The 12,678-nt window shown below is 64.0% G+C and carries 11 protein-coding genes; 9 read left to right on the forward strand and 2 right to left on the reverse strand.

The genetic code is table 11. The features are described 5' to 3' along the window. Positions 1 to 127 precede the first annotated feature (127 nt). On the reverse strand, positions 128 to 808 hold the full coding sequence (locus BM286_RS02275) for a TOBE domain-containing protein (RefSeq protein WP_092919971.1): 681 nt from the start codon (positions 806 to 808) through the stop codon (positions 128 to 130). 208 nt (positions 809 to 1,016) lie between these two features. Between BM286_RS02275 and BM286_RS02280 the strand changes: the two genes are divergently transcribed. The 7 genes from BM286_RS02280 (at position 1,017) to BM286_RS02305 (ending at position 8,152) form a co-directional block, all read left to right on the forward strand. Next, positions 1,017 to 1,913 (forward strand): extracellular solute-binding protein, encoded by an 897-nt coding sequence (locus tag BM286_RS02280; protein ID WP_245779318.1) that lies wholly within the window; start codon positions 1,017 to 1,019, stop codon positions 1,911 to 1,913. 57 nt (positions 1,914 to 1,970) lie between these two features. Further along, positions 1,971 to 2,948 (forward strand): ABC transporter permease, encoded by a 978-nt coding sequence (locus BM286_RS02285; protein WP_092919973.1) that lies wholly within the window; start codon positions 1,971 to 1,973, stop codon positions 2,946 to 2,948. After that, complete coding sequence (locus tag BM286_RS02290; RefSeq protein ID WP_092919974.1) at positions 2,945 to 3,973, forward strand: ABC transporter ATP-binding protein; 1,029 nt, start codon at positions 2,945 to 2,947, stop codon at positions 3,971 to 3,973. Before BM286_RS02285 ends, BM286_RS02290 begins: the two co-directional genes overlap by 4 nt. Before the next feature lie 543 nt (positions 3,974 to 4,516). Further along, positions 4,517 to 4,705, forward strand: a complete 189-nt coding sequence (locus tag BM286_RS02295; RefSeq protein WP_092919975.1) for a hypothetical protein — start codon at positions 4,517 to 4,519, stop codon at positions 4,703 to 4,705. A gap of 95 nt (positions 4,706 to 4,800) precedes the next feature. Further along, a complete protein-coding gene (locus tag BM286_RS15095; protein ID WP_143103848.1) occupies positions 4,801 to 6,132 on the forward strand; it encodes a hypothetical protein in 1,332 nt (443 codons plus the stop codon). A 64-nt stretch (positions 6,133 to 6,196) separates the two neighbouring features. Next, on the forward strand, positions 6,197 to 7,540 hold the full coding sequence (hmgB, locus tag BM286_RS02300; protein ID WP_092919976.1) for a hydroxymethylglutaryl-CoA synthase: 1,344 nt from the start codon (positions 6,197 to 6,199) through the stop codon (positions 7,538 to 7,540). Positions 7,541 to 7,696: 156 nt separating this feature from the next. Beyond that, the gene (locus BM286_RS02305; protein WP_092919977.1) at positions 7,697 to 8,152 is read left to right on the forward strand and encodes a 30S ribosomal protein S19e; all 456 of its coding nucleotides are present in this window, start codon (positions 7,697 to 7,699) and stop codon (positions 8,150 to 8,152) included. 306 nt (positions 8,153 to 8,458) lie between these two features. Here the strand turns inward: BM286_RS02305 and ppc are convergent, their stop codons facing one another. Continuing rightward, positions 8,459 to 11,161 (reverse strand): phosphoenolpyruvate carboxylase, encoded by a 2,703-nt coding sequence (ppc, locus tag BM286_RS02310; RefSeq protein ID WP_092919978.1) that lies wholly within the window; start codon positions 11,159 to 11,161, stop codon positions 8,459 to 8,461. A 225-nt stretch (positions 11,162 to 11,386) separates the two neighbouring features. Here ppc and BM286_RS02315 point away from each other — a divergent pair, with 225 nt between their 5' ends. Beyond that, a complete protein-coding gene (locus tag BM286_RS02315; protein ID WP_092919979.1) occupies positions 11,387 to 12,226 on the forward strand; it encodes a cytochrome B in 840 nt (279 codons plus the stop codon). Between the two features lie 78 nt (positions 12,227 to 12,304). Continuing rightward, positions 12,305 to 12,652: a hypothetical protein gene (locus BM286_RS02320; RefSeq protein ID WP_092919980.1), complete on the forward strand. Its 348-nt coding sequence runs from the start codon at positions 12,305 to 12,307 to the stop codon at positions 12,650 to 12,652. Positions 12,653 to 12,678 lie beyond the last annotated feature (26 nt).

Genomic DNA, 12,678 nt, shown 5'->3' on the forward strand with positions numbered 1-12,678 from the left:
TGTAAGTGCTCTGTACGAGACCCAAACATAGTTTTCCACGGAGCGCCTCGTCTGGTTTGTATCGACCAACTACCTCAACAGCCTGCCACAGTCCGGGTGAAAGAGTCCGCTGAGAGCGCTCTTTCCTCTATTTGGGGGTTGCACGTGTTGCTGTCGCTTTGAACGACGCGACAATATGACGACCCGACTCAAGTTGGAGCCGCTCTCGACTGTCTTCAGTTACAAGAGCATACAGGGGGTCTTCGGCCCCAACATCGACAGAAACCAGCGAAATCACGTCACCGCAGTCGACACTGAGTACGTGCCCGTCGAATCGGTTTCGGGCACTCGTGGCGCTCTCCGTCGGCGTCTCATCCAGATTGTGTAGCGTTACCGTATCAGCACGAAGACTCACCTGTACCGTGTCAGTATCGGCCGGGACGATTGCCCGTACATCTCCAGCAGCGGTGGTTACTGTTCCGAGTTCGCCAGTCCGTGTCACGACGGTCCCGTTTAATACTGCCTCAGTAGTTTCCGCAACTGACGAGTATCCTGTACAAAGCCGCTCAAATCGGGAGAGTAACTTATCGGCGTTTTCAGTGAGAGTACTTCCGCCACCGCCAGATCCTCCGCGCTGCCGTTCAACTAGCGTCCCGAAGGCCCCTTCCAGTTCAGTAATGCGTTGGTGCGAGCGCGAGTACGACCGACCGAGTTCGTCAGCGGCCTTGTGAATCGATCCGATCTCGTCTACAGCTTTGAGGAGTGACGCGTCCTTCTGTGTGAATTCCACACTATCTGCCCGAAGCTGTGCGTCGAAGCTCGCGTCCATACCGGGTCAAGACGGGCAGGGAGGAAAACAATTATGCCGGTGTCGAAATAACGCCGATGTATCAATGACAGAACATCGTACACGACGTGCGTTCCTCGCGAGTAGTGCAACAGCAGCGGCGCTTGGTTTAGCCGGCTGTACTGGTGACGGTGGGAGCGATGGCGGTGGCGACAGTGGAACCCCGACAAGCACACCGATGTCGGACTCTATGACCATCTTCCACGCCGGCTCGCTCGCCCCGCCGTTCTCGGCTGCCGAACCGCAGTTCGAGGATGAGTTCGGCGTTGATGTCACCCGGGAGGCGCAGGGATCCGTGGCATCGACACAGAAGATCACCCAGCAGGGACGGTCGGCAGACGTACTCGGCGTCTCCGATTTCCGGCTCATCCGTAACCGGGTACTCCCGGAATACGGCGACTGGTACGCCATCTTCACGACGAACTCGATGTCGATTCAGTACCGGGAGGACTCCCCCGGCGCGGACGACATCTCGGCCGACAACTGGTGGGAGGTCCTCTCACGTGACGGCATCACCATCGGACACTCGGACCCGGCGGTCGACCCCGGCGGCTATCGCGCGGTGATGACGCTACAGTTGGGTGCCGAGGAGTTCCAGGGCGAGCGGCTCTACGACGAGGGGACCCTTGACGCCCTGATGAGCAACACGACCGTTCCAACGGGGACCGAGACGAACCTTGAGGGCCAGCTCGAGTCTGGCGAACTCGACTACGTCCTGTACTACCAGTCTATCTCGGCCACCTCCGGGCTGCCGTACGTCGACCTCCAGCCGGAGGTTGACCTCTCGCAGGCGACGAATGAGTACGCACAACACTACGCGAAGGCCGAGGTCGAGACCGACAGTGGCACCTTCACCGGCGCGCCCATCGCGTACGGACTGACCGTCCCGAGCGTCGCCGAGGCCCCTGGCCGCGGCGCACAGTGGGTCGAGTATTTCGGCACCGAGCCGGGTCGGGCGATCCTCGAAGAACAGGGCCTCGTTCCTGTTGATCCCATTGTCGTTCCCGCGAGTTCGGAGGACGCCGTCCCCGACAACGTGATGGGAGTCGCCAGCGCACAGAGTTCTCTCGGGCCACTGGAGCTCTAGTGGGGTCCGTCGCCATTTCATCGATATTTATGCACAACGTGCCCCGCTTCACAGACCATGGCAACGGAGACTGAACGCCGGTTCGAGATCGACGCAGTCGGGCGGACACCACTAGTCGTGGCGTTCGTCGCCGTCCAAGCGCTGGCATTCGCCGCTGCGTACTCGGTCGGCCAGCCGACCTGGTACGCCTACTTCATCGTGGGCAGCACGGCCGTCACCGCGTACGCGCTCGACGGTACCTCATTCACCGTGGCGACAGCGACCGCCGGGAGTCTCCTCATGATCGCCCTGGGGCTGCCCCTGTTCATGTTCGTCGCACGGCAGACTCCTGCACTCGTCATCGAGAAGGCACTGGATCCGGATGTCCACCGCGTACTCTATCTCGGTGTGTATGGTCCATTGTTGGCGGCCGTGCTCAGCCTCCTGTTTGGTGTCCCACTGGCACACCTGCTAGCGAAGGGATTCCCCGGCCAGCCCCTCGTCGAGAGTCTCGTCGACCTCCCCCTTGTCGTTCCCCACTCTGTCGCGGGTATTATCATCCTGTTCGGCTTTGGGAAGAGCGGTGCATTCCCCCAGTTCTCGGTCCTCGGAACGATGGTTGGAATGGTGTTGGCGATGGCGTTCGTCTCGGCCCCGTACGCGGTCAACGCCAGCCGGGAGGCATTCGAGGCCATCGACGACCGCCTTGAGTACGCCTCTCGCATCCACGGCGCTAACAAGTGGGAGACGTTCCGGCGGGTGACCGGCCCGCTCGCTGTCCGAGGCATGATCACCGGCGGCGTGCTCGCGTGGGCCCGTGCTGTCTCCGAATTCGGTGCCGTCGCGGTGGTTGCCTACTCTGTAGAGTTCTTTTACCCGTTCGCAGGCGAGAAGGTGACCGCCCAACACGCACCCGTCTTCGTGTACAACACGTACCTCCAGGGGGGACTCGAGGAGAGTGGGGCGGTCGCGTTCTTGCTCTTGGCCGTCTCGGCAGCAATCTTCCTCCTCGTCCGCTACCTGACCGACGATGGCACAGCAGGAGGGATGCCATGACCCGGCTCACTGCCGACATCCGCTCGACGTTTACCGCCGACGGTGCGGAACCGTTTACCGTCGATGCCGCAATCGAGGTCGAGTCCAACGAGACCTGTGTAATACTTGGTCCGAGTGGGAGCGGCAAGACGCTGCTGTTAGAGACGATAGCCGGCTTCCACGAGCACAACGGGGTAGTGACGGCGAACGAAACGGATATCACGGGGAAACCGCCGGAGGAGCGGGGATTCGGCTTCGTGTTCCAAGATTACGCGCTCTTCCCGCATATGACTGTCCGGGAGAACGTCGAGTACGGCACCCGGTACCGAGAGTCGTCGCGTGATGCCGCCGAGCTGCTTGATGAACTCGGTGTGGCCCATCTCTCGGAGCGAAACCCACCGACCCTGTCGGGCGGAGAGAAACAGCGGGTTGCCCTCGCCCGAGCGCTCGCGATTTGCCCCTCTGTGATGCTGCTTGACGAACCGCTGGCAGCACTCGATGTCCCGACAAAACAGGCCCTGCGAGACGATCTCGCGGATATACTTGACGACGTGACCGCGGTATACGTGACGCACAACCGCACGACGGCCCGCGCTGTCGCCGACCGGATCGTCGTGATGCAGGAGGGGCGGGTCGTTCAGCGTGGTACGCCCGAGGACGTGTTCGAACGGCCCGCTTCGCCGATGGTTGCCCGGTTCACCGGGTCGAACGTTATCGACCTCTCGGCGGCGCCCTCGCTACGCCGTATTCTCGATGATGGCATCGGGTCCCAGGCACGCTCCGACGGAAGCGGTCGGAGTCCAATCGATCACGACAGCGATACCGACGCAGCGCCCCAGGTCGCCATCAGACCGGAGGCAATCACACTCGGTGACGCTGACGGCGACCTGTCTGCGACCGTCGAGCGCGTCGTGCGCGAGGATGCAACGAACCGCGTGACGCTCGCGTTCGACGACGTCACTGTTGAAGCGTTCGCTACCTCGCCACCGGTCGTAGGCACAGAAGTCACCCTGTCGTTCCCGCGCGATCGCCTCCACCCCTGTTAGCGGCGCGCCCATTTGGCACGGTAGCCTGTTCAGCCGTTCGTCTCGACCAGTTTGACCGGGTGATGCCAGCGGCATCCGTGTTCGACGTATTGAGAACAGTAGTGCGAGTCGCAACCACTACCGTCGTGTCGTGGTCATGTGCGCTACCGGCTGAGTCGATGGACTATACGGCACTCACGTCGATATATCGGACCGTCGTTCGGAGGAAGTGTTCGTCTCCCGATTCTGCCGATGTCCCTCGAATTGAGGCTGTGACCTCCGACTGCTTGGTCCCCGGTAGGTATCTCTCGGTCGTGAAAGTATACTCTCTATGTCACTTAGATCGGTTGACTGACGCACCGTCCTCGGGTGTAAATACCGAGGGCGGCGATCCCGAGAGAGGTCAACAAATGAAAGTTCTTGTCTATAAACTGGTTCAGAAACGTGTACATTGAGATGGGTAGTCTCAACTTCTGATCCATTTGCCGTCAACCTCCTCTCGACCAGACGGACGGACTCGGCCCGGACCGGCCGATTTATCGCCCGATAACCCCCAGTTCGCGTATGCCCGACGCTGACGCCTCGCTCGCCTCGACGCTCGGTGCCCTCACAGCCGCGTTTCTCGTCGTCACGCTGGTCGCGGGAACGCTGATCGGCTTCAACTGGACGCAGGCGGTGCTGCTCGGCGGGTTCGCCGGCGTCGTCGCCGTCGCGTCGGCGTGGCTGACGGCGCGGCGGGCGGACGGCGACTGAGCGGGTCCGTCCGGGTTCTGACCGCGCGAACCCGAGTATCGCGACTGAGAGGTCGGACGGAGGATTTTATACCCGTTCGGCGTCGACATCGGATAATGCGATTCAATCGCGACCGTCGGGGCCAGTCGGTCGTGGTCGGGACGGTGGTGCTGTTCGGCTTTCTGATCCTGGCGCTCTCGCTGTATCAGGTACAGATCGTGCCGCAAGAGAACGCGGAGGTCGAGTTTCAGCACTTCGAGGAAGTCAGGAACGACCTCGTCGAGCTCAGGAACGGAATCTTATCGGCCGGGAGCTCCGAGCGTCCGCAGTTCGTCGACGTAAAACTCGGAACGAGGTACCAGACGAGGGTATTCACCGTTAATCCACCCGATCCAGTGGGAACACTGCGGACAAGCGACGCATACAACATCACGATTACCGACGATTCAGGGACCAAAGTGAACATTTCGACGCGGTTCATTGAGTACCGACCGGGGTACAACGAGCTTGAGTCGGGGTCGATGTGGTACGATAACTCCGTTCTCTACCTCGCTGAATCGAACTCAAACCGTCCCGCAGTGGTCATCGAAGATCAGAACATCTTAGTCGACAACGACACGCTCAGGCTGACCGCCGTCCAGAACGAGTTCAGCGCGTCCGGCACCCGGAAAGTCGCCGTGGAACTGTACCCGACGAGTGACGCGACCGATCTCTCGAATCTGAGCGGAACAATCGATGTTCGAATCCCAACGAGATTGGGGAGCGAGGACGGCTATTGGAACGAGTCGATCGAGAACGGCTCGGTCACGTACCAGGGTGTGAATGACAGTGCGTACCCCACGTCGAGTGAGGTCTCGGCCCTGCTGCTTCAGGTTGATAGCCCAGATAACGTCACCGTGAACTCCGTGGGTATACAGTCAGAACCGAGCGGTGAGACGGTGAAAGATAACGTCGGGCCTGTAACCGGGGGCGGTGCCGGTGCTGGTGGTGGTAACGGTGGAGATACTTCTCCCGGAGGCGACCCGGAACTCAAGTATGTCACTGGAACTGGCACCGACACCGATGATAATGGTAGGATAGCTTTTGAACTCGAAAACACCGGGAGCGGCGATGTAACAATTACTGGGATCAGAGTTGACAGTACCACAGATGAGCAAGCGGACAGGGTGAATAACGACGGTAATAGCGAATTTAATGGTGCTGGCGGCGATCTTAATCTTCCATCCGGGCAGGCCTTACTCATTGGTGCAGCAGGGATAACTGATCTTGATACGAACGCGGTAGTAGCTCAGGGATCGACGGAAACGTTCAATCTACAACAGTTTAGCAGATCGCCTGGCAATTCTGGAAAAATTAAATCTAGAGACATGTCCGGCGATAACGTAACAATTACGCTGAGACTCGATGACGGTACTACGACGACAATCACAATTGAAAATATCTCCTAATATTCCACAATCGACGTAAACCACCATCGACACACCCATATGCCGTCCGTATGAACGACCGCGTATGACCGCAGTCGGGATCGACGGCATCGAGATCTGGACCGGGAAGCTCAAGCTCGACCTGCCGGGCACGTTCGCGCCGGAGAAGGGCGACGACCCGGAGAAGTACACGAAGGGGCTCGGGCTCACCAACTCCTCGTTCCCGGACGTGTACGAGGACATCGTCACGATGGGCGCGAACGCCGCGAAGCGACTGATGGACCGCAAGGGGCTCGAACCCTCCGACATCGGCCGTATCGACGTCGCAACCGAGTCGGCGTTCGACCACTCGAAGCCGGTGTCGACGTACATCGCTGGCTGCCTCGAACAGGTGTACGACGGCGACTTCACCCACGCCAACAAGGGCGAGCGCAAGTTCGCCTGCCTCGCCGGCACGCAGGCCATCGACGACGCGTACAACTGGATCCGGGCGGGGCGGAACCGAGACCGTCCCGCGATCGTGATCACGACGGACACCGCCCTCTACGCCCGGGGCGACCCCGGCGAGGCGACGCAGGGCGCCGGCGCCGTCGCGATGCTGATCGACGAGGATCCGTCTATCGTCGAACTCTCGACCGATCAGGGGTACGGGTCGAAAGACGAGACGGACTTCCTCAAGCCGAACCAGCAGTTCCCCAGCGTCGACGGGAAGCGCTCGGTCCAGGTGTACCTCTCTCGGATGCGCGAGGCCCTGGAGGACTACGAGTCCGTCACGGACGACATCGAACTAGAGGACTTCACCTACGCCCCGTTCCACACGCCGTTCCCGGGGATGGTCCGGAAGGCGGCGCTTCTGGCGTACCGCCACGTCATCCGCGACACCGCTCACGAGGACGCGCTGGCCGACGAGATCGGTCGCCAACCCCGCGAGGACGAGTACGACGACCGCGAGGCGTACGAGGAGGCGATCCGCGGGTACATGGACGACCTGAAGACCACCGAGCAGTACCGGACGTGGTACGACACCGCGGTCGAGCCGACGCTCGAACTCTCCCGCGAGGTCGGTAACTGGTACACTAGTTCCGTCCACATCGCCCGCGTGAGCGCCCTGCGAGACGCCCTGACCCGCGACCGCGAGTTCGTCGGGGACACCCTGCTCGTCGCCTCCTACGGCTCCGGCGCGCAGGCCGAGATCCACGCCGAGACGATCCGCGAGGGCTGGCGCGCGGAGATCGAGGGGCTCGACGTCGACGACCAGCTCGACGCTCGCTACGATCTGACCTGGGACGAGTACGAGGACGTTCACGACGTCCACGAGTACGACATGGACGTCGAACGCGAGATAGAGGAGTTCACCCAGCCCGACGGCGAGTTCGTCTTCACCGGCTGGGGCCGGATGAACGAGCGGCAGTACGAGTACGTCGAGTAGGGCGCGCGGCGAGGTACGTCGAGCGCGCGGCGAGAGTCGACGGCGGGATCGAGTCCCGTAGTTCCGTTCTGTGGGTCCGCTTTCCCGTGAAAACGGGTCACACGACGCTTCTCGAATACGATGGGTTTAAACAACGTTAGGCTGAAAATCACCTCAATGGTAACCGTCTACGACGTGCCGGCCGACGACCTCATCGAGGCCGTCGCCGCGCGACTCGAGGACCGGATCGACGAGCCCGATTGGGTCGAGTTCACCAAGAGCGGCGCCGGCAAGGAACTCCCGCCGGAGCAGGACGACTTCTGGTACGTCCGCTCGGCGAGCCTCCTGCGGAAGGTCGCTCAGAACGAGCCGGTCGGCATCGAGCGGCTCGCGACCGAGTACGGCTCGAAGAAGCGCGGATCGAACCGCTACTCCGTCCGCCCCGGCGAACACGAGGGGGGCTCCCGCAAGCTCATCCGCTCGGCGCTTCAGGCGCTCGAAGAGGAGGGGCTCGTCACGACCGCCTCCGGCGAGGGGCGTCGCGTCTCCGACGAGGGCGAGGCGTTCCTCTCGGAGGTCGCGACCGAGGTCTTCGAAGACCTCGACCGGCCGGAACTCGAGCGCTACGCGTAGACCGTTTCTTCTGTTCGTTTTCGTCGAAGTTCGATAGCCTCGGCACCGCCCAGCGCCGCCGAGACGCCCGATTCGTGACGTTTCGTCGTTTTCCCCCGTCGCTCAGTGGTCTCCGCCGATCGTTCAGATTATACCGTTTTCCGCTATATAGAATTGGCCCGGCACCGCACCCTGCCCGTTCGTGCGAACGCCGTGCCGTCGGTTCGCGCGATCGGTGAGCGAGAGGTGAGGCTACCGCGTCGGACGTCGACGAAGCGAAAAGGGGATCGCGGGCGGTGTCCGCTCGGTTCGACCGGCGCGGTCGCGCTATCCGGTGTTCTTCATCCCGGCGGCGATGCCGTTGACGGTGAGCCGCAGGGTGCGTTCCTCCTCGTCGGTGCGGTGAGTGCGCCCGAGCAGGTTCGCTTGGAGCAGGTTCAGCGGGTCGACGTAGGGGTTCCGGCGGTCGAGGCTCTCTTCGAGCCACTCGCGGCGGAGCAGCTGGTCGCGGCCGCTGATATCCAAGACCAGCTCGCGCCCGCGCTCGTACTCGTCGACGAGCTCGGGGAAGAAGCGCTCGCGGAGGTCCTCGTCGGCCAGGTCGGCGTACTCGGCGGCGATCTCCGGCTCGGTGCGCGCGAGCGCCAGCGAGGCGTTGTCGAGGGTGGTCCGGAAGAACGGCCACTCGTCGAACATCTCGCGGAGGGTCTCCATTCCAGCCTCCTCGCCGACCTCGTCGAGGTACGCGTCGATGCCGGAGGCGACCGCGTACCAGCCGGGGAGAATGAGCCGGGTCTGGGTCCACGAGAACACCCACGGGATCGCCCGTAGGTCCTCGACGCTACGCTCGCCCGACCGCGAGGCGGGCCGCGAGCCGAGGTTGAGGTCCTCGACGACGCTGATCGGCGTCGCCTGCTCGAAGTAGGAGACGAACCCGTCGGTGTCCAGGAGACTGCGATACGTCTCCCGCGCGGCGGGCGCCATGATCTCCATCGCCTCCACCCAGCGGTCGGGCACGTCCTCGACCGGCTCCTCGTTCGCCTCCTTCCGGGCGCGGATCTGCGCGTCGAGCATCTGTTCGAGCTCGCGCTCGGCGATGCGGGGGTTGGCGTACTTCTCGGCGATCGCCTCGCCCTGTTCGGTGAACTTCACCTGCCCGGTGACCGTCTCGTTCGGGAGCGCGAGCAGCGCCTCGTTCATCGGGCCGCCGCCGCGCGAGATGGAGCCGCCGCGGCCGTGGAACAGCCGGAGTGTGACCTCCTCCTCGCGGCAGAACCGCGCGATCCGGCGCTGGTTCTCGTAGAGGTCCCAGTTCGCGGCGAGGAACCCGTTCTCCTTGTTGGAGTCGGAGTAGCCGAGCATGACCTCCTGAACCTCGCCGCGGGCCTCGAGCGCGGCCGCGTACGCCTCGTTCTCGAAGAGCGTGCCGAGGATGCGCTCGGCGCCGTTGAGCGCCGACTCGGTCTCGAGCAGGGGGACCACGTCGACCGCGCAGTGATCGGGCAAGGAGACGACGCCGACCTGGTCGGCCAGGAAGAGCACCTCGAGCACGTGGCTGGGCTCTTCGGTCATCGAGATACAGTAGGTGTCTATCGCCTGCTGGCCGTACTCCTCTTGCCACTCCGCGAACGACGCGAACCGCCGGAGGACGCGCTCGGTCGTCTCCGAGACGTCGCCGGGTTCGTCGAGGTCGACGACCGGATCCTCCTGAAGGATCGCCTCGGTGAGGAAGTCGACGCGCTCGGACTCGTCCATCTCGCGGTAGTCGACGCCCTCGACGCCGACCGCCTCCGCGACGGCCTCGGTGTGGTTCTCGCGGTGGTCGCGCAGGTCGAGCGACGCCAGGGTGAGACCGAACGTGTCCACCTGCCGGCGGAACGGCTCGATCGACGACTCCAGCACCGACCCCTGGCCGTCCTCGCGCAGCGACTCGGCGATGACGTCGAGGTCGTCGAGGAAGGCGTCGCCGTCGGGGTACTCGCCCGGCCGCACGTCGTTGACGCGGTCGAGCCGCTCGCGCATCAGGCGGAGCTTCTGGCGGTACGGCTCGTCGGGGTAGCGCTCGCGCGCCTCCTCGACGACCGCCGGGAACCGCTCGGCGTCGGCCGCGAGGGACCGCGCCAGCGCGTCGCCCTTCGCGTACCGGTCGCCGTCCTGGCTCAGGACGGCCGAGAGCCGCTTACACCGCTCCCGGTACTTCTCGACGGCGACCTCGCGCTGGCGTTCGAGCGTCTCGTCTGTCACCTCGGGGGTGACGAACGGGTTGCCGTCGCGGTCGGAGCCCGCCCACGAGCGGAACTCGAAGAGCTTCGGGCAGTCGACGTCGTCGTACTCCTTCGAGATGGTCTCCTCGAACTCCTCGTAGGCGTCTCCGACCACGTCGAACAGCGTGTTCTCGAGGTACCACTGAACGTTTCGCGCCTCGTCTTCCGGCTCGGGCGATCGCTGGCGGACCTGTCGGGTGCCCCACAGGCTGGTCACCTCGGCGGTGACGTCTCGCCAGACGGCGCGCCGCTCCCGGTCGGTGAGGTTGCGCTCGTCGAGCTCCTCCAAGTGGTTCGCGATGGAGCGGAGCTTGGACTTCACCGTCGAGCGACGGGCCTCGGTCGGGTGGGCGGTGAACGTCGGCTCGATGAGTACGTCGGCGAGCAGCTCCTCCAGCTCGGCGGCGTCGACGCCTTCCTCGGCGAACTCGGCGATCGTCGCGTCGAACGAGTCGTGGAGGGCGCTCCCGTCGTCGGCGTTTCGGACCGCGCGGACCCGCTCGCGCTCCTCGGCGAGGTTGATAAGCTCGAAGTAGGTCGTGAACGCCCGCGCGACCACCTCCTCGCGGGTCGTCGACAGGCCGTCGACGACTTCGTGGAGGGCGTCGCGGTTCGACGCGTCTCCCCGTCGGTAGTCGATCGCCGCGTTTCGGAGCGTCTCGACGGTCTCGTACGCCTCGGTCGAGGCCTGCGCGGCGAGGACGTCTCCCACCAGCGCCCCGAGTTCCCGAACGTCCGTCCGCACGTCCCGATTGTGCAACTTCATACCACACATACTGCGGTCGGGATCGGTTAAAACCGCCGTCTGAACGAATGTTTGCCTCGGTTCCGAGTCAATACATACACGAACGTTCCTGTTCGACCGCCGCCGGAACCGATGCGTCCGCGCCGCGGTGAACCACCGACCCGCAGCGAGCCGTCGCGGAGAGCCGATTCTCGCGGCGGTGGAGGGTTCGTCACCCTTTTTACCGGTCCTCCCCGAGAGCGGGGTATGAGCGCGTCCGACAAGTATCCGTCAGAGTCCGGACGGCGACGCTTCGTGAAGGGCGTCGTCGGCGGCGCGGCCCTCGCAGGGGTCGGTGCGATGGGGTCGGCGACCGTGAACACCCTGACGACCGCCGGCGGCGTCGGCGGCGGGTCGACTATCGCGAAGACCATCGAGCACACTGGCGGTCCGGCCCCCCGAGGACTCCCGCAGGTACCGGTCCGCGTCACCGACGACGGGTACATTCAGGGGATCTGGCCCGAGACGAAGACTATCACTCAGGAGGGACAGGAGATCGAGGTCGCCCAACAGCAGCTCGGCGGGGTGACCTACTCCGGCGCGTGGTACCAGTACTGCGGCGTCGAGTCACAGGAGAATATCCAGCCGAACTTCGAGTCGGATAACCTGTTCCGTTCCGCGAGCGCCCCGCCGTACGACTGGCAGTCGGAGACGTACTCCGGCGGCGACCGGATCCACGTCGACGACTTCGCCAACTACACCGAGTGGGGCAACGGGATCGGCAGCGAGGGCGTCGGTAAGCCGGCGGAGGTCACGTGGCGCTCCGAGGACGCCGAGACCAACCTCAACGTGATCGTCATCCGCTCGCCGCAGATCGAGGAGGCGGCCCAGAACAACGAGTGGCTCCAGGCGTCGACCGATCAGGGGTTCATGGCGTACCTCAACGTCTGTACGCACTTCTGTTGCATCCCGGGCTACAAGGTGTTAGAGGAGTCCGCCCGCTACGGCGCCGCCGACGGGACGTACTGCGTCTGCCACCAGTCGACCTACAACCCGTTCACCATCGAAGAGGCGCTGTTCATCGCACGACCCCGGCCCGAAGAGTAACGACTGTTGCCCGGTTTCCCGTCTCGGGGTTCCCCTTCCGCCGCCGCGCTTTTCACGCCGCTCGCCCGAGACGACGGTATGAGCGACGACCCCGCTTCCGACGACTCCGCCGGAGACGACCCCGCCGGAGACGACTTCCAGACGGAACTCTCCCGCGCCCGTGACCTCCTCGACGGCGACGGCGTCGACGCGGTCCACGTCGGCGTCGTCCGCGACGGCGAGGTCGACACCACGTTCGCCCAGCGCACCGACGGCGACGATCCGGACGGTGCCGGGCTTCGCGCGCTCGCGCTGCTCGCCGCGCACGTCAGGCTGGTCGCGAGCGAGGCCGGCGTCGACCCCTCCACCGTCGCCGGCGACGCCGCGACGCTCGCCGGACAGGTGGAACAGATCCCGGCGAACACCGACCAGATACCCGACGAGTAGCGGAGGCGGTTCGCGTCGGCGCGAGC

Source organism: Halorubrum sodomense, from assembly GCF_900111935.1.
GTDB classification, from domain to species: Archaea; Halobacteriota; Halobacteria; order Halobacteriales; family Haloferacaceae; genus Halorubrum; species Halorubrum sodomense.

Excerpts from the sequence above, each read along its gene's own strand:
- BM286_RS02275 (WP_092919971.1), bottom strand. The coding sequence starts at position 808 with ATGGACGCGAGCTTCGACGCACAGCTTCGGGCAGATAGTGTGGAATTC.
- BM286_RS02280 (WP_245779318.1), top strand. The coding sequence starts at position 1,017 with ATGACCATCTTCCACGCCGGCTCGCTCGCCCCGCCGTTCTCGGCTGCC.
- BM286_RS02285 (WP_092919973.1), top strand. The coding sequence starts at position 1,971 with ATGGCAACGGAGACTGAACGCCGGTTCGAGATCGACGCAGTCGGGCGG.
- BM286_RS02290 (WP_092919974.1), top strand. The coding sequence starts at position 2,945 with ATGACCCGGCTCACTGCCGACATCCGCTCGACGTTTACCGCCGACGGT.
- BM286_RS02295 (WP_092919975.1), top strand. The coding sequence starts at position 4,517 with ATGCCCGACGCTGACGCCTCGCTCGCCTCGACGCTCGGTGCCCTCACA.
- BM286_RS15095 (WP_143103848.1), top strand. The coding sequence starts at position 4,801 with ATGCGATTCAATCGCGACCGTCGGGGCCAGTCGGTCGTGGTCGGGACG.
- hmgB (WP_092919976.1), top strand. The coding sequence starts at position 6,197 with ATGACCGCAGTCGGGATCGACGGCATCGAGATCTGGACCGGGAAGCTC.
- BM286_RS02305 (WP_092919977.1), top strand. The coding sequence starts at position 7,697 with ATGGTAACCGTCTACGACGTGCCGGCCGACGACCTCATCGAGGCCGTC.
- ppc (WP_092919978.1), bottom strand. The coding sequence starts at position 11,161 with ATGAAGTTGCACAATCGGGACGTGCGGACGGACGTTCGGGAACTCGGG.
- BM286_RS02315 (WP_092919979.1), top strand. The coding sequence starts at position 11,387 with ATGAGCGCGTCCGACAAGTATCCGTCAGAGTCCGGACGGCGACGCTTC.
- BM286_RS02320 (WP_092919980.1), top strand. The coding sequence starts at position 12,305 with ATGAGCGACGACCCCGCTTCCGACGACTCCGCCGGAGACGACCCCGCC.